We start from the raw sequence: 20051 nt of genomic DNA on the forward strand, positions 1-20051 counted from the left end.
GTGAAGTGAAGGAGGGCGCTGCGGTTTACGGCAGGGCGTACGCCATCACGTAGTCGCCACGGTCGGTCGACTGGCGAGCACCACCGGCGGTGATGACCACGTATTGCTTGCCGGTTTTCGGCGACACATACGTCATCGGGCCGCCCTGGCTGCCGACCGGCAGACGCGCTTTCCAGATTTCTTCACCGTTGCCGCTGTTGAACGCGCGCAGGTAGAAGTCCTGGGTGCCGGCGATGAAGATCAGGCCACCTTGGGTCGACAGGGTGCCGCCGAGGGTTGGCAGACCGATCTTGATCGGCAGGTGCATGCGGATGCCCAGGGGACCTGTGTCTTCAACGGTGCCGACCGGAACTTGCCAGGCGACTTTCTGGGTTTTCATGTCGATGGCGGTCAGCGTACCGAACGGTGGGGCCTGGCACGGAATGCCGGCAACCGACAGGAAGCGGTTCTTGTTCACTGCGTAAGGCGTGCCTTTCAGCGGAACGGCGCCCATGCCGGTGTTCAACGCTTCGCCACCGGAAGTTGCCTGGCCTTTGTTCTGCGACGGAATCATCTGAATCCACAGGCCCAGACGCATGTCGTTGACGAAGATGAAGCCGTGCACCGGGTCAGTGGAGATGCTGCCCCAGTTCATGCCGCCCAGCGAACCCGGGAAGCTCAGGGATTTGTCAGTGCCCGGCGCGGTGTACAAGCCGTCGTAACGCATCGACTTGAAATCGATCCGGCACAGCAGCTGGTCGTAAGGCGTGGCGCCCCACATGTCCGATTCGGTCAGGTGCTGGGCACCGATTTGCGGCATACCGACCGATTTAGGCTGGGTAGGCGAGTACGGCTCGTTGGGGATATTGGCTGCCTTGACCGGCACTTCTTTTACTTCGGTCAACGGTTTGCCGGTGGCGCGGTCGAGCACGTAAATCTGCCCGGCCTTGGTGCCGATGACCAGCGCCGGCACGGTTTTACCGTCCTTGGTGAAGTCGATCAAGCTTGGCTGCATCGGCAGGTCGAAGTCCCAGAGGTCGTTGTGGACGGTCTGGTAGACCCACTTTTCTTCGCCACTGTTGGCGTCCAGCGCCAGGATGGAGGCACCGTAGGTGTGATCGAGTTTGCTGCGCTCGACACCATAGATGTCGGTGGACGAACTGCCCATCGGCAGGAATACGGTGTTGGTCGCCGGGTCGTAGGACATCGGCGCCCAGCTGTTCGGCGTGCTGCGCACATAAGTGCTGCCGTCTGCGGGTGCCTTGCGATCGGTTGGATTGCCCGGGTCGAATGCCCAGCGCATGGCACCGGTCATCACGTCGAAACCACGGATCACGCCGCCCGGCATGTCGGTCTGCACGTTGTCGGCCACACGACCGCCAACCACCACAGTGGTGCCGGCCATCAGCGGCGCGGAGGACAGTTGATAGTAGCTGTCCGGAACATCACCCAGACCGGCCTTCAGATCCACTTGGCCGTTGTTGCCGAAACCCCGGCAGAACTCGCCGGTGTCCGCATCGACCGCGATCAGGCGGGCGTCGATAGTGTTGGTGAGCAAGCGACGTGTGCAGTTGGCGATTGGAGCGGTCGGGGTTTCGCTCACTGGCGCGCTGGCCGGTTTGGCGACGGCGGTGCTGGCGTCGAAATACGCCATGCCCCGGCAGCGCTGCCAGACTTTGGACTGAGCGTTGATCGCGTTTTTCCAGAGTTCTTTACCGGTGTCGGCATCCAGCGCAATCAGGTTGTTGTGCGGGGTGCAGATGAAGACTTTATTGCCGATCTGCAGCGGAGTCAGCTGGTCTTCGGCACCATTGCCATCGCTCTCGGCGATGTCGCCGGTGTGGTAGGTCCACGCGACTTTCAATTTGTCGACGTTGCTGCGGTTGATCTGGTCCAGCGCGGCGAAGCGGCTGCCACCCTCGGTATTACCGTAGTGGGCCCAGTCTTTCTGCGCCTTTTCCGGCTCGACCGGCGTCAGGCCCGGGCCAGTGCCGGTAGGGGCGACGGTCGGGTGCGCGACGAACATGTTGCCGGCAGCTACCGCGAGTCCAACCGCCAGAACAGCCGCAACGCCGTAAGCGCCGCGACCTGCAACGTCACCATTGGCGCGTTTGAGCAGCGGATAGACCAGCGCAACCACCAGACCCACGGCGCTGAACATGAACAGGCGCGAGAACACCGGCCAGAACACCAGCCCTGCATCGATCACGGCCCAGATAGCGGTTCCAACCAGAAACGCCGCGAACAGCCAGGCACCGGCAGGCTTGCGCCGCGCGATCAGCAGACCGGAGACGGCCATCACCAGACCACCCACCAGGAAGTACCAGGAGCCTCCCAGGCTGACCAATTTCACACCGCCAGCGGCCAGTGCCAGGCCGAGCAGGGCGATGATCACGCCCAGCCCGACCAGAATGAATGTTGATATGCCCGAGAGGCGCTGACTCTGCTTCACGTTGAATGTCCCGTTGAAATGAGGCGAGCATTATATAGTTAGGTAACTACCTAGTTAAATCACTAAATCAGAATGAAGTGTAGTTTGCTGCTCAGCGGAGCGTCGGATCAGAGAACGGTTTGCGCCTGTTAGGCTGCAAGCGATATTGAAATGCGGTTGAAAGTCGCTTTTCTGTCAGGGGAAGTGGGATTTGTGACAGGCATGGCTCGCGCAGTGATTACGCCGGTGCCTGGGCTGATTAGACTAATGGCTAACAGCCCCGACGTCTGAGCGACGGCTGGGCAATGATCATTTTTCTTATTACGCTGAAAAACTTCGTCCGCACCCTACAGAATTTCGTGATCGTGAAGAAAATAGTCCGCGTAGATGACCTTCAGGTATTCGTCACCACGGCTGCGGCCGGCAGTTTCTCCGCCGCTGCCCGATTGCTGGACATTTCTCCAGCCTTGGCCAGCGGAGCGGTTCAGCGTCTTGAGGGCAGTCTTGGAGCAAGGTTGTTCGTTCGCTCGACCCGGCGCTTGAGATTATCGGACGATGGCGAACGCTACCTTTCCCATGCCCGGCAGGCACTCGAAGCGCTTGAAAATGGCGAGATCGCACTAAGTGAAGGTCGCGATGAAAGCCGGCACGATTCGCTTGTCGATACCGTCGGATATCGGCCGAAACGTGCTGTTGCGATGGCTCGACGAGTTTCAGCAACTGCATCCGAAGGTGCTGTTGCAGTTACGGGTCAGCGATCAGATTGCCGACCTGGTCGGCGAGCAACTGGATGCCAGTATCCGCTATGGTTTGCTGGCCGATTCCAGCCTCGTCTCTCTGGCCCTGGCGCCGACGAACAGAAGAACGGTCTGCGCCTCGCCGGACTATCTGGCCCGCCACGGCCGGCCTGCCGCACCGGAAGAATTGGGCAACCATAATTGCCTTCGGTTTGTGATGGGGGAGCAGACCTACGAACGCTGGAGCTTTCATTCGGCCGACGGTGTCAGGACCGTTCAGGTGACGGGCGACCGGGTCAGTGATGATGCCGATATCGTCCGGCGCTGGGCGGTTGCCGGTTTCGGAATCGTCTACAGGTCGAAAATCGATGTGCTGGATGACTTGCGCAGCGGTCGACTGGTGGAGCTTTTCCCGGCAGACGTCGGACAGCCGGCGCCGCTTCAGCTCGTGTGTCCCCATCGCACCTCACTCACACCGGCTGTACAGGCCTTGAGAACTTTCCTGGCGCAACGATTCGAACGTTACGTAGCTGAATGAGAACCTGACGAGGCTGGGGCGCCGCGTCAGGTTCAGGCCTTTGAGCCAGACCTCAATGCTCTGACGTTTCTCTAGTACGTCGCTGCAGGCTTGGCGCCGATCTTCACACGCATCAGGCTGTACGGTTTGACGCGTTTGTCCTGACCGTCATTAAAACCTGCCGAGCGATGAAGCTGGTTGGCGGTGAAATACAGGTAGCCGTCAGGGCCGATCGACAACGTATCGGGCCAAAGCACTCGCGAGTCTTCGACCAGCGTCTGCCAGCGACCGTCCGGCAGGCGTTTGCGAATCGCGTTGTGCTCGTAGTCACCAGCGTACACGGCACCGTCGGCATCGGCTTCAAGACCGTCGGAAGCACCTTTTTCACCGAGGTCGACGACCGCTTTTTCCAGTTCGGCATCGCTCACACCCGGATCACGCAGCAGGGCAGTCGGCACGGCGTACAGATGCCTGCTCGATAACGGGCAGAAGTAGAGCGTCTTGCCATCACTGGACAGGGCAATACCGTCAGATGCCACCGTCAACAGGCCGGTTTTGCCTTGAGCATTGCGCGTCACCAAGGCGGGCTTGCCTTCAACCTTCGGGATAAAGGACGGGTCGGCCGAGGTGGATTGGGCGCCAGTCAGTTTGCGGCTTGCCTGGCCACTCGCGAGATCGACCACGATGATGCCGCCAGGGCCGCTGACCGAAGAGTCGGTAATGTAGGCGGTCCCTTCCTTGCCTGTACGGAAGTCAAAGCGCACGTCATTGACATAGGTGGTCGGCAGGATGACGTCGTCAGGGAACACAATCGTTTTTGTGATCTTGTTGGAGGTCAGGTCGATCGCCACCAGCTTGGCTCCGCCCGCCTGAGGCGCGGAAAACTTCGGTGCTGCCGTGTCGAGCACCCAGACGCGGCCTTTGCCGTCGGCAACCACACTTTGCACGCTGATGAATCCCTTGGCCGGGTTCTGCGGATCCGCGACATTGGTTCTCAGATCAGGGTAGGGCACAAGCTGACCGTTGGAAATTTCCGCAACGGTGTAGGGCACGTCATCACCCCACCGGGGGAAGTTCACGAAGATACGGCCGGTTTCGGTTACCGTCACGCCTGTCGGCATGGCCCCGTTGAACGCGTAAACACGTTCGATGGCGGCGCCTTTGCCCGTATCACTTTGCGCGACGGCCAGGCCGCTTACGGATACCGCAAGGGCCAGGCCTGCGATTTTAAATAATCTGTTCATGTTCAAGTCCTTGAGCGCCAGTGATGTGAGGAGCCTTCAAGCACGAGTCGCGATAAATCAGTGAGCACGAGAAGGCAGTGACAGGCTATGCGCGACGACCTTCTCCAGACAGAAGCAAATCGCAGGAAGACTTTCCGCATTTTGCGGAAAATACAAAGCTGCCAGCCCTCCATCAGGGAGGGCTGGCGGCTTGACGACAGATGGCTTTAGCGATCAGTTGGCGTTGTAGCGCGGCGCGAGCCGGTTGCTCGAAAGCTCGGAGAACAAGGCCTGGCGGCTCGCTTCGTAACGCTCGTAACCTTGCAGGTCGTGCATTGAGGGGATGGAGATCAGCACGCCGTTGTCGAAATCCTGCAGAGCGCCGGCGACCAGGTCCTGGGCCGACATCACGATGCCCGGATCCAGATGCTCGACAGGCAATCCACCGATCTGCCAGAAGTCTGTTGCGGTCGCGCCGGGCAGGACGGCCTGAATCCGGATGCCTTTATCCGAGAGTTCCTTGTGCAGGGACTGGGTGAACGCGGTGACGTAGGCCTTACTCCCGCCATACACGCCGTTGAGCAGCTCCGGCGCCAGGCTGACGATCGAGGAGATATTGATCACGGCGCCTTGTTCGCGGGCGACAAAACCTGGAATCGCGGCGTAGGTCAGGCGGGTAAGGGCGGTGACGTTCAGCGTGATCATCTCGGCCATCCGCTCGACATCACTCTCCAGCAGGCCGGTATGGGTGCCGATGCCGGCGTTGTTGACCAGCAAAGTGATGCTGGCGTCCTCACGCAACTTGCGTTCTACCTTGGCGAGGTCCTCGGGGCGGCCAAGATCGGCCTGCAACACTTCGATGTTCTGCCGGGTTTCGCTGGTCAGGCGGCTGGCCAGTGCGTTCAGACGTTCGCGGTTGCGCGCCACCAGCACCAAGTCGTAACCCCGGCGGGCAAGGTGTTCGGCGTAAATCGAGCCGATGCCGGTGGACGCGCCGGTGATGAGCGCAGTGCCTTTGTATTGTTGCGTCATGATCAAGCTCCGTGGGTTGTGTGTGGAGCCATGATGAAGGAGGGGACTGATGTCTTAAACGACGTATATGGTAGTGTTTAAGGACATTCAAAAAGGAGTTCAGTCATGCATCGTGTCGGCTATCTGATTACCGAGGGTTTTCAGGTGATGTCCCTGGCAACCCAGGCTGTATTCGAGTTCGCCAACATCGTCGCGGGGGAAGAGATCTACAAGGTCCAGAACTTCTCGATCGGCGGTGGGACCGTGCGTTCTTCATTGGGCATGTACATCGACACGCTCCCTCTGGGCGCCCCGGGATTGGCCGACACATGGATGATTACCGGTACGCTGACCCCCTTGAACCCGCCAGGTGAAGAGGTGCTGGCCAGCGTGCGCGCCTTCGTCGATGGAGCCCGACGCACAGCAGGTCTGTGCACCGGCTCTTTCGTTCTGGCACAGGCTGGGGTTCTGGACGATCGAAGGGCGACCACCCACTGGTCCTATGCGAACAAGCTCCGTGAGCTGCATCCAAGAATCGAGGTCGAGGAAGACCGGATCTTCATCGTCGACGGTCCCGTCTGGACCTCGGCGGGCATGACGGCCGCGCTGGACATGGCGCTGGGCATGGTGGAAAAGGATCTGGGCACGGACATGGCCCGGTCGGTGGCGCACAAACTGGTCATGCATCAACGGCGCTCGGGTGGGCAGTCCCAGCATTCGGAACTGCTCACGCTTGCTCCAAAGTCGGACCGTATTCAGAGTGCGCTGGAGTATGCGCGTACGCACCTGAGCCGCCCGCTCAGCGTGGAGGAACTTGCCGATGTCGTGCACTTGAGTCCCAGACAATTCACCCGGGTATTTACCGCCGAGACGGGCCAGTCACCGGCCAAAGCCGTGGAAAGCCTGCGTCTGGAGGCCGCTCGCGTGATGATCGAGCAAAGTCGTCACAGCCTTGATCGCGTGGCGAAGGAAACGGGGTTTCGAGACCGTCGCCACATGCGCGAAGTATTCATGCGAGGGTTTGGCGTTCCGCCACAGGCGGTTCGACGAGATGCCAGGCGGATTGGCTAAGGCAATACGTCTGATCGGAGCGCTTGTCCCTATGCACCCCGATCAGCCAGCAGTCAAAGCCAGGACTTGATTTGCGCGCAGACGGCGTCGGTGGAAATGCCGTAGCGATCATGCAGTGTCGGCAGTGCGCCGGCGTCGAGGAACGCGTCGGGCAACGCGATCTGCCTGAACGTCGGCGTCACTCCGTTGCGCAGCAGTACCCCGGCAACCGCTTCACCCAGCCCGCCAATAATCGAGCTGTTTTCTGCGGTAACCACCAGCCGGCCAGACTTGCGGGCCTCGGCGAGAATGGTCTGTTCATCCAGCGGTTTGATCGTCGGCACATGCAGCACCGCGACATCGACGCCATCGGTCTGCAACGCCTTGGCGGCCTCCAATGCACGCATGGTCATCAAACCGGTCGAGATGATCAGGACATCGTTACCGGTGCGCAGGGTCTTGGCCTTGCCGATCTCGAATTGATACCCGTATTCATCCAGCACCAGCGGCACGTTGCCGCGCAGCAGGCGCATGTAGACCGGGCCCTGATGCGCGGCAATGGCAGGCACGGCCTGTTCGATTTCCAGCGCGTCACAAGGGTCGACGATCATCAGGTTGGGCATCGCCCGGAAGATCGCCAGGTCATCGGTGGCCTGGTGGCTGGGGCCGTAGCCGGTGGTGAGGCCGGGCAATCCGCAAACGATTTTGACGTTGAGGTTTTCCTCGGCAATCGCCATGCAGATGAAGTCGTAGGCGCGACGCGAGGCGAACACCGCATACGTGGTGGCGAACGGCACGAAGCCTTCGCGGGCCATGCCTGCGGCAGCACTCATCAACAGTTGTTCGGCCATGCCCATCTGATAGAAACGATCCGGGTGGGCCTTGGCGAAAATGTGCAGGTCGGTGTACTTGGACAGGTCAGCGGAGAGGCCGACGATGTCCGGACGCTGATCCGCCAGTGCAGCCAATGCATGTCCGAAAGGTGCTGAGCGGGTGGCTTGGCCTTCAGAGGCAATCGAGGCAATCATCGCCGAGGTGGTCAGACGCTTCTTGATCGGTTCGCCAGTCGAGGTCGGTGTGTTGGCGGCGTTGCTCATTGGTTTTTTCCTTCTTCAAGCGTGGTCAGTGCCAGATCCCATTCGTGTTCATCCACGCGGATGAAATGGGTCTTTTCGCGGTTTTCGAGGAAGGGCACACCTTTGCCCATGGTGGTGTCGCAGATGATCACCCGTGGCTGAGTACCGGGGTGGTGGCGGGCGGCATCGAAGGCTTTGACCAGTGCGTCCAGGTCGTTGCCGTCGACGCGCTGGGTGTACCAGCCAAACGCTTGCCAGCGATCCACGATGGGTTCGAACGACAGGATCTCGCTGGAATGGCCGTCCGCTTGCTGATTGTTGACGTCGACGATGGCGATCAGGTTGTCGAGCTTCCAGTGCGAGGCCGACATCACGGCTTCCCAGGTCGAGCCTTCGTTCAGCTCGCCGTCCGACAGCAGGTTGTAGACGAACGATGTCGAGCCCTTGCGCTTCAGACCCAGGCAAGCCCCGACGGCGATACCCAGCCCCTGACCCAGCGAGCCACCGGTGATTTCCATGCCCGGCGTGTAGGCGGCCATGCCCGACATCGGCAATCGGCTGTCATCCGAGCCGTAGGTTTCAAGCTCATCGAGCGGAATGATCTCGGCTTCGATCAGCGCCGCGTACAGCGCAATCGCGTAGTGACCGATCGACAGATAGAACCGATCGCGCGGCTCCCACGCCGGGTCTTCGGGGCGATAGCTCAGCGCATGGAAGTAGGCGACCGCGAGCAGGTCCGCCGCACCGAGGGCCTGGCCGACGTAGCCCTGGCCTTGCACCTGCCCCATGCGCAAGGCATGGCGGCGAATGTTGTGGGCGCGCTCGGCCAGCGTCTGGGGTGTTGTGAATGAAAGGTTGGCAGTCATGGTGAATTCTCCTGTGAATCAACGATTGACCAAGGCAGCGGGAATGCGCAGGACCAGCGAGGCGCCGACCAGCAATACGCCAGTGATCAGATACATGCCGATAGCGCTGGAGCCAGTGAGTGTGGTTATCCAGCCAATCAGGTAGGGCGAGCAGAAGCCGGCAAGGTTGGCGAAGCTGTTGACGGCGGCGATGCCGGCCGCAGCGGAGACACCGCCGAGCAGCGTGGTCGGGAGCATCCAGAACAGCGAGGTCGCGGACAGGATGCCGGAAGCCGCCAGGCACAGACTGAGAATGGACAGCATCACGTTGCCTCCCATCAGCGCCGCGAGGGTCAGGCCGATGGCCCCGGCGATCATCGGGACGATGAGATGCCAGCGGCGTTCGCGATGTTTGTCGCCACTGCGTCCGACCAGCAACATGGCGGCGATGGCACAGAGGTAGGGCAGGCTGGTCAGCAAACCGATCTTCATCGGATCGGAGACCCCGGCATTACGCACAAGGGTCGGCAGCCAGAAGGTAATTGCGTACTGCCCCATCACCACACAGAAATAGATCCCCGCGAGCAGCCAGAGGCGACGATCACGAATGAATTCGCCCACGGACGCATGCGTCACTTTCTGCTGGTCATCCTCCGCCAGCTCACGAGCGATCAAGGCTTTTTCGTCGTCGTTGAGCCAACTGGCCTGATGCACGCCATCCTTGAGATAGCTGAGCACCAACAGTCCGACAACCACCGTAGGCACAGCCTCCAGCACAAACATCCATTGCCAGCCGGCCCAGCCGTGCATGCCGGCGAAGTGGTTCATGATCCACCCGGAGAGCGGACCGCCGACCATGCCCGACAACGGGATGGCGATGAACCACAACACCGTCATGCGCGCACGCCGGTAGGACGGAAACCAGTAGGTGAGGTACAACAGCAGACCCGGCGCCAGGCCGGCTTCGGCAATGCCCAGCAGAAAGCGCAGGGCGTAGAACTGCCAGGCGGTTTCGACGAAGGCGAAGAGGGCGGAGACAATGCCCCAGGTGATCATGATGCGCGCGATCCAGACCCGCGCGCCGACCTTGTGCAGGATGATGTTGCTGGGCACTTCGCAGAGAAAGTAGCCGATGAAGAACATGCCGGCGCCCAGCCCGTAGACTGTTTCGCTGAGCGCCAGATCGTTCATCATTTGCAGTTTGGCAAAGCCGACGTTGACGCGATCGAGGTAGGCGCACAGGTAGCACAGCATCAGGAACGGCATCAGGCGCCAGGCGGTTTTACGGTAGGCGTTGGAACGCACCGCCGAAACGGCTTCGAGCGACAGGGTAGTCATGGTCTGATCTCTTGTTTTTATTGACCGCCGGGCAAGTCTGCCCGGCCGTATCATCGATCCAGAACCGCACGGGCCGCGAGGCCCGCCACGTGTGTCAGTGAATCAGCATGCCGCCGTTCACATCCAGGGTGATGCCAGTCAGATAGGAGGACAGGTCGCTGGCCAGGAACAGCGCCGCATTGGCCACATCCTGCGCCTCGCCCAGACGCCCCAGCGGAATGCCGTCGATGATCGCGTGGCGGCGTTCGTCCTGCATCAGGCCGCCCGTAATGTCGGTGTGAATCAGGCCGGGGGCGATGGAGTTGACGCGCACGTTGTCCGGCCCCAGCTCACGCGCCATGGCCTTGGCCAGGCCCAGCACACCGGCCTTGGCGGCGCTGTAATGAGGCCCGCCAAAAATGCCGCCGCCGCGCTGCGCGGAAACCGAAGACATGCACACAATGCTGCCGCTGGCTTGCTGGCGCATCAGCGGAATCACCGCCTGGGACATCAGCAACGTACCGCGCAGGCTGACGTCCAGCACCTTGTCGTAATCACCGGGGCGGATATCGAGGGTCTTGAGGGGTTGGGTGATGCCGGCATTGTTGACCAGTATGTCGATACGGCCAAAGTGTTCGATGACGGTCGCGACAGCCTGCTGCACCTGAGACTCGTCGGCGACGTTGGCAGCCAGGCCGAGATGACCCTCGCCCAAAGAGGCAGCGGCATCGCGGGCAGCGGATGCGTCCAGATCCAGAATCACCACCCGGGCGCCATGTTGAGCGAAGGTCGTAGCTGTCGCGCGGCCGATACCACGTGCGGAGGCAGCACCTGTGATGATCGCGACTTTGCCTTGAAGAAGCATGGGAGAAACCTCTGATTGTTGTTATTGAGTCGGTCCGTGCAGAACCGATGACTCAGCTTGTCTCCCATAACGAGCCTGAGCAATAACGCAAACTTCACTGGATGCTGAAAAAAATTCAGCACTCGCCAACATGCGATTGCGGTGTTTGAATAGCCGAACGCCCGGCCTCAGCCACTTGCAGCGGAACAACCCTCATCATGAGTTCATCTGGCGAAACACCGCCAATCCTGCCACCCCTGAAAGCCATTCAGGCCTTTGAGCAAACTGCGCGCTTTGGCAACGTCGCGCGAGCGGCCGAAGTGCTGGACCTGACGCCCTCGGCAGTCAGTCACCAATTGGCCAAACTCGAGGCGATGATCGGGCGGCAGTTGTTCCTCAGAACGGCCAGAGGGGTGACGTTGACGCCGGTAGGCGAGCAATACCTCTCCGAGATTTCCGGCATCCTGCACAGCCTGGCGGTGGCAACAGAGCGCGCGACCAGTGATGTCAGCCTCGACTGCCTGCGACTACATTCGTCACCCAGCTTCGGCCTGCTGTGGCTGATGCCGCGCCTGGAACAGTTTCGCGAGAGCCATCCCGACATTCAGCTCAATCTCTCATGCTCCTATGAGTCGCTGCACTTCAGTCGGGACAAGATCGATGTGGACATCCGCCACGGCATGCCGAACTGGCCAAGTTTCGAAGTGCGTACGCTGCGCAACGAAAAAATCGCGGTCCTCGCATCGCCCAAGCTTCTGGAAAAACGCCCCATCCGCGCCGTCGCTGACTTGCTGGACTGCAACCTGATCCTGTCGGAGGCGACGCTGATCAAGTGGCCGCAACTGTTTGCTCAACACGGGCTGTCGCGCCCTGAAAGCCCGTATACCTTGAGCTTTGACCGCTCCTACATGACCCTCGAAGCCGCCAGCCACGGGCTTGGTTTTGCATTGGAAAGCACGCTGCTGGCGCAGGACTACCTGACGCGCGGCGAGTTGGTCGAAGTCATTCCCGGGCTGAGTGCCCCGATTACCGCGCACCACCTGGTTTTTCCGAGGGCGCATGCGGGGTTTCCCCGGGTGAGGCGTTTTCTGGAATGGATGCAGCGTGAGTTGGGGCATGACTTCAGTTACTGAAGCACATCCATATTGATCTTGCGCCAACACGCTTCCGAGAAACTGTAAACCGAGAACGCAATCAGCCCCAGGGCCATCACCATCAACACAAGCCATCCAGCGGGTAGATTCTGCAGCGCGTCCAGCGCTTCCTTCATGCCAGGCGGGTCCATGGCTTGATAAGCGGAACCGCTGACGGCCAGCAGCAAAGCAATTTCCATAAACACGATGCCGCGGGCGATCAGGCCGAATCGAGATACCGGACGGACATAGCGCATGACCTCTTCGTCGGCCTCGAAATACTTCTCGAACGAGGCCTGCCAGCCCTTGATGATGTGAGCAATGCCAACGCCCAGCGGTATGAGCGCAATCAGGTACAACAACAGATTCGAGTGTTCCCACGACAAAAGATGCGCCAGCCAGTCTTTGGTTTGCTCTGCGGAATGGCTCGAACGGCGGCTACCGCTCACAAGCAGTCCCAATGCAAAAAACGCCAGAGCACCGTTGACCAGACCTCCTGCAAACAGGCCTGCACGAATCACCAGACCTTTGAGCTGCGTGCCGTGATGATCGACATCGCGTATCGCTTGCAGGACACGCCAGGCTGCAAACGCAAGCAGACCCGCCACCACAAGGCCCACCAGAAAATAGCCGAACGGCTGGCTTAGCAACGCCTCCAGGCTCTTGTGACTGTCTTTGGGTTTTGTCGAATCATGGGCTGCCAATAACGCGAATATGCCGATAATCAAATAAAGCACTCCGCGAGCGGCGTATCCGCCCCGAGCGAGTATGACGAGACTGCGTTGAGCGGACATTGGATAGATTCCCGAGGACTGTTAAGAGAGCAGACCCTTGTTGTTGAAAGGGGTTCTGTTACGAATCGGAGTCCGGACATTTACCCGGAGTGCGATAGATGAAGGGGACGAGCTGACGTTGCGAGCCGGACGATCCTGACCCATCATTCAAATTCATATTGATGCCGTGATGAAAATGGACAAGCAACTGGCTGGTTACTCGATTGTATTGACCATCATCTGGGTTTCAGCGGTTATCGCGGTCATGTACTGGATGTCTAATTGAACGTATTGGGTGGCAATGTGGAAGGCGTGGTGCTGGGCGACAAGATTCAGCGAGAAGCGGATCGACTGCTGGCGCAGATTGTCCGGGCAGACTCGATGATCATTGCTGTCAAGGCAGGAGCGCGGGCGGATGGTTTCGTGCTGGGACTGGAAACCGGCGGGGCCTTGCGTGCCGGCGATGCCGAGAGGCTGTACATCATTTTCGAAGCCGCGCTGGTGGAGCGTTTGAAGTCATTGTCGCGAGGCTGATCAGATCGGCTGATCAGATCGGCTGATTGAATCGATATTCATGAACAGCCATCTACTTGAACTATAAGCTGACCACTCAATGTTCATTTGTACGGGGCGAGGGCATGGACTGGAGTGACATGCGGATCTTCCTGGCGATTGCCCGCAGCGGCTCGCTGGGCGGAGCCGCCAGGGAGTTGGGGGTCAGTCACCCGACGGTCGGGCGGCGCTTGCAGGTGCTTGAACAAACCAGTGGGCAAGCCTTTTTCCTGCGGACCGCTCAAGGGCTGGTGCTCACGGACAGTGGCGAGAGGATTCTCGGTCTGGCGCAGGACATGGAACACAGCGCGTTGGCCATCGAGCGGCGTCTGGCGGGGCATGGTGATCAGCCTGAAGGCCTGTTGCGGATATCCTCAGCCGACTGGTTCGCCTGTCATGTGTTGTCGCCGGTCCTCAGCGAACTGGTTCAGCGCTATCCGTTGATCGTGCCCGAAGTCATAGCCGGTCATCGGCTGTTCGACCTTGCCCGGCGGGATGCCGACATCGCCTTCCGGATCGTGCCTTTCACCGAACCTGACATCGTCCACCGCAAGCTGACGACCCTGCCATACGGGCTCTACGCCGCATTGCATGCCCCGGCGCCGCAGCCGGACGGCGAGGGGTTGGGCCTGATTCTGATGAACATCGCCCAGGCCCATTACCCGGACGTGCAATGGCTGCAGCAACGCTATCCGTTGGCCCGCACCGTGTTCACCAGCAGCAGCCGTACGGTTCAGGCACAGATGTGCGCAAAGGGGCTGGGCGTTGCCGTTTTGCCCCGCGTCCTCGGTGACTCCGTGTCGGGACTGCGACTGCTGGATGAGGACGAGCCACCGCCAGGGCGGGACATCTGGATGGGGTATCACCAGGACATGCGCCAGATGGACCGGCTACGCGCACTGGCTGACCTTGCCTCCAACATGATCGGTGCGGGGTAGCGCGCCTCAGGTCGGGCGAACAGCCGAGGCTTGCGCTACCGTCGCTGGCTCGCGCGCTAACGTCAGGCTTATCGCTGCCCCTACGGCCAGGCAAACGGCGATGCACAGAACAGCGATCGTGAACGCATGAGTGATGCTGACCGCCGTCGCCGGTTCACCCAGCAAGGTATAAAACACACCGCCAATCAGTGCGACGCTCAGCGATGTGCTGATCTGCAGCGTGGCGCTGGTAATGCCTGCAATCATCCCGGCATACGCTGGCGCTACCCGGCCCGTGACCATGCGCATCAACGTCGGCAGGCCGAGCCCCTGTCCCAGACCGATCAGGAACAGGATGACCGTCATGGAAGTGAAGGGCGGGGCGAGGGTAGTCGGTGTCACTGACACGAGCCAGCCCAGCCATAGTAATCCGACGACTTCCAGCCCCATGCCTACCGGGTTCACGTAACCCCCGAGGACGCGCCAGAGGAGCGGAACCGACAGGGGGCCGAGCAGAAATCCTGCACCAAACGGCAGAAAAATCAGGCCGGCGTGCAGTGCGCTCATATGCAATGCGCTTTGCATGTACATCGAAAACATCAGAAAAAACACACCGATTGAATAGAAGCAAAGCGCGACCAGAAGCGCTCGCCCCAGGCCCGGTGCATTCAGTGCGGCCGGGGCGAGGATGGGAGTTCCTCCGGCCCGGTGCAAGCGGCTCTCGTAGCGCCAGAACACTACCGCCAGCACAGGGCTGGCGGCCAGCGACAGCCATGCCCACCACGGCCATCCCGCCTCGCGGCCTTCAATCAACGGCACCACAAGGGTGGTCAGGGTCAGCATCGACAACGCGGTGCCCACCAGATCCAGCTTGCTCGCGTGCTGCGCACGGGTTTCTTTGAGCACACGGATGCCGAACGCAATCACCAGCAACGCGATCGGCAGGTTGACCAGGAAGATCGCGCGCCATCCCATGCCCAGCACATCAACTTCAATCAAAAAGCCGCCCAGTGCCTGACCGATCACAGACGCCAGTCCAAATACGGCCCCGTAAATGCTCAATGCCAATGGTCTTTCCGACACTGAGAAAATCGCCTGCACCGATGCAAGTGCCTGAGGGGCCATGACGGCGGCGGTCACACCCTGCAAGGCGCGTCCGAGGATGAGGATCCACGGCGAAACCGCCAGGCCGCACATCAGCGACGCGGCAGCGAAGCCCAGCAGGCCAAGGAAAAACATCCGCCCGCGGCCGTACAGATCGCCGAGTCGTCCGCCGGTAATCAGCGTCACGGCATAGAGCGTTGCATAGGAGGAAATCACCATTTGCTCGGCAGAGGAGCCTGTCCCCAGATCCTCCTGTATCGAGGGCAGGGCAACGTTGACGATAAAAAAATCCAGGGGCGGCAGAAACGCTCCGACGAGCAATATGGCAAACATCAACCAGCGCCGGGGTTCGGGCACTTCGATTTCGATTCGAGACATGACAGGCATCCTGTAGGGAACTCAGGTTTGACGACGACTGAAGGGCAAGGCTTCGCGCCTGCTTGGACCAGGTCGCCGGGTCCCAATTTAGGGAATCGCTCCTGCGTTTTCGCCTTACAAAACTGCACGGCCAACGTTCATTCCTGTCAGTGCCGCTCCGCTGCGATGGCGCTCACCATGGGCAGGTCGCTTCAGACATTCCCTTCATCAACGACCGAGGAGTCAGACATGTCAGGTAAATTCAGTGATCAGGTTGCCGTCGTGACCGGCGGTTCCACAGGGATCGGGTTTTCCATCGCGCAAGCCTTGATCGCCGAGGGCGCCAAACGCGTTTACATCACTGGACGGGCAGCGGACAGGCTGGAGGCGGCAGTTGCCAGACTCGGCGACAAAGCTGTCGCGGTGGTTTCCGATGTCTCGCTTCAGGCCGATCTCGACACGCTCAAAGCGACCATCCAAACGCGCGACGACCGGCTGGACGCGGTGTTCGCAAATGCCGGGATCTGTGAGAAAAATCCGCTCGGAGAGACCAGCGAGGCTGCTTACTACGCCATGTTCGACGTGAACGTCAAAGGCGTTTTCTTCAGCGTTCAAACGCTTCTTCCCTTGATGAATGACGCTTCGTCCATCGTTTTGACCGCCTCGATCTGTTCGAGCAACGGCATGGAAGGATTGAGTCTGTACAACGCGTCGAAGGCGGCGGTGCGATCGTTTGCACGCACGTGGGCCAATGAGCTCAAGGACCGCAAAATCCGCGCAAACGTGTTGAGCCCTGGCTTCACCCGCACACCGCTGATGGACAACGGGCTGAAAATGAGCGAGAGCGACATCGCCGCGCTGCGCCAGCACGTCGAGCAAATCACGCCATTGGGCTACATGGCGCAACCCGAAGAAATCGCCAGCGCGGCACTGTTTCTCGCCTCGGACGACGCCAGATACGTGAACGGCGTGGAGCTGATGGTCGATGGTGGTTTATCGCAAATCTGAAGCAGGGGATTGGTAAAGCTTCGGGCAGGCGTAAGGCGACTTGTTCCATCTGCATTGACCTCAAAGCGTGGTGGTCTGCCCGTTGCGATCCAGTTCATACACCTTGTTGCCCTGCAACTTCTCCTTCAGCCATCGCTCCGCCTTACCCAGCGGCCGCTGCCGCGCCCAGAGCAAATCCACACCAATCTGCCAGTCCGTATGCGGATACGCCGAGAGCTGCAGTTCCACCAGCTCACCCTTGGCCAGTTCACGCTGAATGAGTTGGCGGGGCAGGGTGGCCCAGCCGAGTCCGGCGCGGACCATCTCCAATAACGCCAGATAACTTTCCGCCTGCCACAGCTGGGTCGAACGCAGGTATTCGCTGCTCGGCAGTTTGCTCGCGTGGGCGCTGAAGGCCAGGCGGCGATGGACGTGCAGGTCCTCGAACGTAACGTTTTCGAGTTGCGCCAATGGGTGCTGGGGATGGCAGACGTGCAGCATGATCAGTTTGCCCAGTTGCTGAAACGCCAGCTCCTTGGGGTAGCCGGGCTGCGAGAACGCCACACCGAGTACCGCTTCGCCGCTGCTGACCAGTTCGCTGACGTCGCCATGGACCGGATGACGGATGATCAGGTCGACGAAGGGAAACGCTGCCTCGAAGGCTTTGAGCACCGACATGATCGGGCCGTACGGCGTTTCAATGGCCAGTGTCAGGCTGGGTTCTACGTTGTCCGAGAGGCAGTCGGCGTGGGCTTCGAAGGTCATGCAGCGTTCGAGCACGGCGTCGGCCTGCAACAGCAATTTGTGGCCGCTGGCGGTGAGGGCAGGGCTGCGGTTGCTGCGGTCGAACAGGTCGACGCCAAGATCGGTTTCCAGGTTGGCAATCGCTGCGCTGATGGTTGATTGGGTCTTGCCCAGTTTGCGCCCGGCGGCGGAAAACGATCCGCTTTTGACCACTTGGACGAACATCAGCAGTTGATCGAGTGAGAAGCGCAAGCGTAGAACTCCCGGTTCGAAAATGAAGGTTTGGAGCGGCTAACGGAAGCCAGATTCGTGCCATCGGAAAAAGCGATGGTTGCTAATTTGTTTCATCGCAATAAACGTTCAAATATGGCCGCGCTTCAAACGATCTCCGGGGCGGATGCACCTTTCAAACGCCTTGGGCATGCCCGCAATCTCAAGAGATGCCGCACCTTCAGGAGCGTGTGAAATGACCACACAACGCATTCATCCGGTGGACGAGGTTTTGCCACTGCGACAGTTGTTCACGTTTGGCCTGCAGCATGTTCTGGTGATGTACGCGGGAGCGGTGGCGGTACCGCTGATTCTTGGCAGTGCGATGGGGCTGACCTCGGCGCAGGTGGTGTTGCTGATCAACGCGAACCTGTTGACCTCTGGTGTGGCTACGCTGATTCAAACCCTCGGTTTCTGGAAGTTCGGCGCCCGCCTGCCGCTGATTCAGGGCTGCTCGTTCATTGCCCTGGCGCCGATGATCATGATTGGCAAGGAGTTCGGCCTCAGTCAGATTTTCGGTGCGGTGATCGCGGCGGGATTTATCACCGTTGCGCTGGCACCGGTGTTCAGCCGCTTGCTGCGGTTTTTTCCGCCGGTGGTGATTGGCAGCCTGATCACCATTATCGGCATCTCGCTGATGCCGGCGGCGGCGATCTGGCTGGGCGGTGGCAATCCCGATGCGGCAGATTTTGGCAATCCCGCCAACCTGTTGCTCGGTTTGGCCACGGTCAGCGTGACGCTGGTGATCTACGCCAAATTCAAGGGCTTCATCGGCAACCTCAGCGTGCTGATTGGCCTCTTTGTCGGCAGCCTGATCGCAGCGGCTTGCGGCATGACTCACTTCAATCGGGTCAGCGAAGCGGCATGGTTTGAGCTGAGTGCGCCGATGGCTTTCGGCGCGCCGGAGTTCGCGCCGGTGCCGATTCTGATCATGACCCTGGCGATGCTGGTCATCATGGCCGAGACCACCGGCAACTGTCTGGCGATCGGCAAATTGACCGGCAAACCGACCACGCAACAGACCCTCGGCAATGCATTTCGCGCCGATGGCTTGTCGACCATGCTCGGCGGCTTGTTCAACAGCTTTCCTTACAACGCCTTCACCCAGAACACCGGTTTGATTGCGCTTTCCAACGTTAAAAGCCGCTTCGTCGTGGCCGCTGCCGGGGCAATCATGGTGCTGATGGGCCTGTTCCCGAAACTCGGCGCATTGATCGCCGCGGTGCCGACGCCGGTGCTCGGTGGCTGCGCGATTGTGATGTTCGGCATGACCACGGTGGCGGGGATTCAGGAACTGTCACGGGTGCAATTCGAGGGCACGCGCAACGGCATTATCGTCGCCGTGTCAGTGAGTGTCGGGGTGCTGCCGATGTCCTTTCCGGCGCTGTTCGAACACGTCGGCCCTACCCTGAAACTGGTGCTCGACAGCGGGATTTTCCTCGGAGCGATCACCGCCATCGTCCTCAACGTTCTGCTCAACGATGAAAAAAAATCGACCGAAACCATCGGCGCTACATCGGTTGAACTGGCCGACTGAATGTTGTTTTCCACTGCCCTGGAGTTACCCATGAATCAATTGACTGAACTCATCCCGGCTGGCATCAGCGCGCTTGATCTGAAATTACTGCGCCAGACCATTGCCTTGTCCGAGGCATCGAAACAACGCGGTCGCCATCCGTTCGCGGCATTGGTGGCCGACCGCAACGGCAAGGTGATTGTCGAAGCGGGGAACAACTCGATGCCCCCGGAAGGTGATCCAACGCAGCATGCCGAGTTGGTGGCAGCGGCGGCAGCGGCAAAACTGCTGTCGCCGCAGGAGTTGGAACTGTGCACGCTGTACACCAGCGCCGAGCCTTGCTGCATGTGCGCCGGCGCGGTGTATTGGACGGGGATCGGACGTGTGGTCTATGCCTTGTCGGAGCATGCCTTGCTGGGACTGACGGGGGGCCATCCGGAGAATCCGACGTTCTCGCTGCCGTGCCGCGAAGTGTTCGCCAAGGGGCAACGCAGGGTCAGCGTGTTGGGGCCGATGCTGGAGGGGGAGGCGGCTGAACCGCACAGGGGGTTTTGGTCGTAACAGGTTTTGAAACGAAGCTCGAGTGATGTGAGGCCGCGCACTCGCATGCGACGTCTGCAATAATGACGCCCCACTGAGGCGCGAAGGCATCGAGTGCTCGTCTCGGC

At 60.3% G+C, this 20051-nt stretch carries 17 protein-coding genes and 1 pseudogene; 8 read left to right on the forward strand and 10 right to left on the reverse strand.

From position 1 onward, the window contains the following. Positions 1–25: 25 nt before the first annotated feature. On the reverse strand, positions 26–2431 hold the full coding sequence (locus tag QRN46_RS16005; protein WP_201818616.1) for a glucose/quinate/shikimate family membrane-bound PQQ-dependent dehydrogenase: 2406 nt from the start codon (positions 2429–2431) through the stop codon (positions 26–28). Positions 2432–2784: 353 nt separating this feature from the next. Here QRN46_RS16005 and QRN46_RS16010 point away from each other — a divergent pair. Then, positions 2785–3685, forward strand: a pseudogene (locus tag QRN46_RS16010) (LysR family transcriptional regulator). Positions 3686–3756: 71 nt separating this feature from the next. Here QRN46_RS16010 and QRN46_RS16015 read toward each other — a convergent pair. Then, on the reverse strand, positions 3757–4908 hold the full coding sequence (locus tag QRN46_RS16015) for an L-dopachrome tautomerase-related protein (protein WP_285356107.1): 1152 nt from the start codon (positions 4906–4908) through the stop codon (positions 3757–3759). 213 nt (positions 4909–5121) lie between these two features. Continuing rightward, complete coding sequence (locus QRN46_RS16020; protein WP_064381600.1) at positions 5122–5919, reverse strand: SDR family NAD(P)-dependent oxidoreductase; 798 nt, start codon at positions 5917–5919, stop codon at positions 5122–5124. Between the two features lie 105 nt (positions 5920–6024). Here QRN46_RS16020 and QRN46_RS16025 point away from each other — a divergent pair, with 105 nt between their 5' ends. Next, the gene (locus tag QRN46_RS16025) at positions 6025–6969 is read left to right on the forward strand and encodes a GlxA family transcriptional regulator (protein WP_201818614.1); all 945 of its coding nucleotides are present in this window, start codon (positions 6025–6027) and stop codon (positions 6967–6969) included. A gap of 53 nt (positions 6970–7022) precedes the next feature. Here the strand turns inward: QRN46_RS16025 and QRN46_RS16030 are convergent, their stop codons facing one another. From QRN46_RS16030 to QRN46_RS16045, 4 genes are all read right to left on the reverse strand, one after another. Beyond that, on the reverse strand, positions 7023–8045 hold the full coding sequence (locus QRN46_RS16030; protein ID WP_011334131.1) for a transketolase family protein: 1023 nt from the start codon (positions 8043–8045) through the stop codon (positions 7023–7025). Beyond that, positions 8042–8890, reverse strand: coding sequence for a transketolase (locus tag QRN46_RS16035; RefSeq protein WP_285355826.1), 849 nt, complete (start codon positions 8888–8890; stop codon positions 8042–8044). The genes QRN46_RS16030 and QRN46_RS16035 overlap by 4 nt, the downstream gene beginning before the upstream one ends. Positions 8891–8908: 18 nt before the next feature. Continuing rightward, on the reverse strand, positions 8909–10207 hold the full coding sequence (locus QRN46_RS16040) for an MFS transporter (protein WP_236188526.1): 1299 nt from the start codon (positions 10205–10207) through the stop codon (positions 8909–8911). Positions 10208–10301: 94 nt separating this feature from the next. After that, the gene (locus QRN46_RS16045; protein WP_064381592.1) at positions 10302–11051 is read right to left on the reverse strand and encodes an SDR family NAD(P)-dependent oxidoreductase; all 750 of its coding nucleotides are present in this window, start codon (positions 11049–11051) and stop codon (positions 10302–10304) included. Between the two features lie 197 nt (positions 11052–11248). Here QRN46_RS16045 and QRN46_RS16050 point away from each other — a divergent pair, with 197 nt between their 5' ends. Further along, positions 11249–12163 (forward strand): LysR substrate-binding domain-containing protein, encoded by a 915-nt coding sequence (locus QRN46_RS16050; RefSeq protein WP_285355830.1) that lies wholly within the window; start codon positions 11249–11251, stop codon positions 12161–12163. On the opposite strand, the gene QRN46_RS16055 is transcribed toward QRN46_RS16050, so the two are convergent. After that, on the reverse strand, positions 12157–12957 hold the full coding sequence (locus tag QRN46_RS16055) for a DUF1206 domain-containing protein (protein ID WP_285355832.1): 801 nt from the start codon (positions 12955–12957) through the stop codon (positions 12157–12159). The two genes, QRN46_RS16050 and QRN46_RS16055, sit on opposite strands and share 7 nt — an antisense overlap. Positions 12958–13239: 282 nt before the next feature. Between QRN46_RS16055 and QRN46_RS16060 the strand changes: the two genes are divergently transcribed. Both QRN46_RS16060 and QRN46_RS16065 read left to right on the forward strand, forming a co-directional pair. Continuing rightward, a complete protein-coding gene (locus tag QRN46_RS16060) occupies positions 13240–13470 on the forward strand; it encodes a hypothetical protein (protein ID WP_011334137.1) in 231 nt (76 codons plus the stop codon). A gap of 104 nt (positions 13471–13574) precedes the next feature. Next, positions 13575–14426: a LysR family transcriptional regulator gene (locus tag QRN46_RS16065; protein WP_285355836.1), complete on the forward strand. Its 852-nt coding sequence runs from the start codon at positions 13575–13577 to the stop codon at positions 14424–14426. Positions 14427–14432: 6 nt separating this feature from the next. Here the strand turns inward: QRN46_RS16065 and QRN46_RS16070 are convergent, their stop codons facing one another. After that, entirely contained in the window at positions 14433–15887 is a 1455-nt protein-coding gene (locus QRN46_RS16070; protein ID WP_221614656.1) for an MFS transporter, read from the reverse strand. Positions 15888–16115: 228 nt separating this feature from the next. Here QRN46_RS16070 and QRN46_RS16075 point away from each other — a divergent pair, with 228 nt between their 5' ends. Beyond that, the gene (locus QRN46_RS16075; RefSeq protein WP_221614655.1) at positions 16116–16874 is read left to right on the forward strand and encodes an SDR family NAD(P)-dependent oxidoreductase; all 759 of its coding nucleotides are present in this window, start codon (positions 16116–16118) and stop codon (positions 16872–16874) included. 60 nt (positions 16875–16934) lie between these two features. Here QRN46_RS16075 and QRN46_RS16080 read toward each other — a convergent pair whose 3' ends face one another. After that, positions 16935–17849 carry a LysR family transcriptional regulator gene (locus QRN46_RS16080; RefSeq protein WP_221614654.1) on the reverse strand — a complete coding sequence of 305 codons (915 nt, stop codon included), beginning with the start codon at positions 17847–17849 and terminating at the stop codon, positions 16935–16937. 214 nt (positions 17850–18063) lie between these two features. Here QRN46_RS16080 and QRN46_RS16085 point away from each other — a divergent pair, with 214 nt between their 5' ends. Together QRN46_RS16085 and QRN46_RS16090 are read left to right on the forward strand one after the other, a co-directional pair. Continuing rightward, positions 18064–19404 (forward strand): nucleobase:cation symporter-2 family protein, encoded by a 1341-nt coding sequence (locus tag QRN46_RS16085; protein ID WP_285355840.1) that lies wholly within the window; start codon positions 18064–18066, stop codon positions 19402–19404. Positions 19405–19434: 30 nt separating this feature from the next. Further along, entirely contained in the window at positions 19435–19944 is a 510-nt protein-coding gene (locus tag QRN46_RS16090) for a nucleoside deaminase (RefSeq protein WP_285355842.1), read from the forward strand. The last annotated feature ends 107 nt before the right edge of the window (positions 19945–20051 follow it).

Origin of the sequence: Pseudomonas sp. lyk4-R2A-10 (genome assembly GCF_030209075.1) — a bacterium.
Lineage (GTDB): Bacteria > Pseudomonadota > Gammaproteobacteria > Pseudomonadales > Pseudomonadaceae > Aquipseudomonas > Aquipseudomonas glycinae.

Excerpts from the sequence above, each read along its gene's own strand:
- QRN46_RS16015 (WP_285356107.1), bottom strand. The coding sequence starts at position 4,908 with ATGAACAGATTATTTAAAATCGCAGGCCTGGCCCTTGCGGTATCCGTA.
- QRN46_RS16020 (WP_064381600.1), bottom strand. The coding sequence starts at position 5,919 with ATGACGCAACAATACAAAGGCACTGCGCTCATCACCGGCGCGTCCACC.
- QRN46_RS16025 (WP_201818614.1), top strand. The coding sequence starts at position 6,025 with ATGCATCGTGTCGGCTATCTGATTACCGAGGGTTTTCAGGTGATGTCC.
- QRN46_RS16030 (WP_011334131.1), bottom strand. The coding sequence starts at position 8,045 with ATGAGCAACGCCGCCAACACACCGACCTCGACTGGCGAACCGATCAAG.
- QRN46_RS16035 (WP_285355826.1), bottom strand. The coding sequence starts at position 8,890 with ATGACTGCCAACCTTTCATTCACAACACCCCAGACGCTGGCCGAGCGC.
- QRN46_RS16040 (WP_236188526.1), bottom strand. The coding sequence starts at position 10,207 with ATGACTACCCTGTCGCTCGAAGCCGTTTCGGCGGTGCGTTCCAACGCC.
- QRN46_RS16045 (WP_064381592.1), bottom strand. The coding sequence starts at position 11,051 with ATGCTTCTTCAAGGCAAAGTCGCGATCATCACAGGTGCTGCCTCCGCA.
- QRN46_RS16050 (WP_285355830.1), top strand. The coding sequence starts at position 11,249 with ATGAGTTCATCTGGCGAAACACCGCCAATCCTGCCACCCCTGAAAGCC.
- QRN46_RS16055 (WP_285355832.1), bottom strand. The coding sequence starts at position 12,957 with ATGTCCGCTCAACGCAGTCTCGTCATACTCGCTCGGGGCGGATACGCC.
- QRN46_RS16065 (WP_285355836.1), top strand. The coding sequence starts at position 13,575 with ATGGACTGGAGTGACATGCGGATCTTCCTGGCGATTGCCCGCAGCGGC.
- QRN46_RS16070 (WP_221614656.1), bottom strand. The coding sequence starts at position 15,887 with ATGTCTCGAATCGAAATCGAAGTGCCCGAACCCCGGCGCTGGTTGATG.
- QRN46_RS16075 (WP_221614655.1), top strand. The coding sequence starts at position 16,116 with ATGTCAGGTAAATTCAGTGATCAGGTTGCCGTCGTGACCGGCGGTTCC.
- QRN46_RS16085 (WP_285355840.1), top strand. The coding sequence starts at position 18,064 with ATGACCACACAACGCATTCATCCGGTGGACGAGGTTTTGCCACTGCGA.
- QRN46_RS16090 (WP_285355842.1), top strand. The coding sequence starts at position 19,435 with ATGAATCAATTGACTGAACTCATCCCGGCTGGCATCAGCGCGCTTGAT.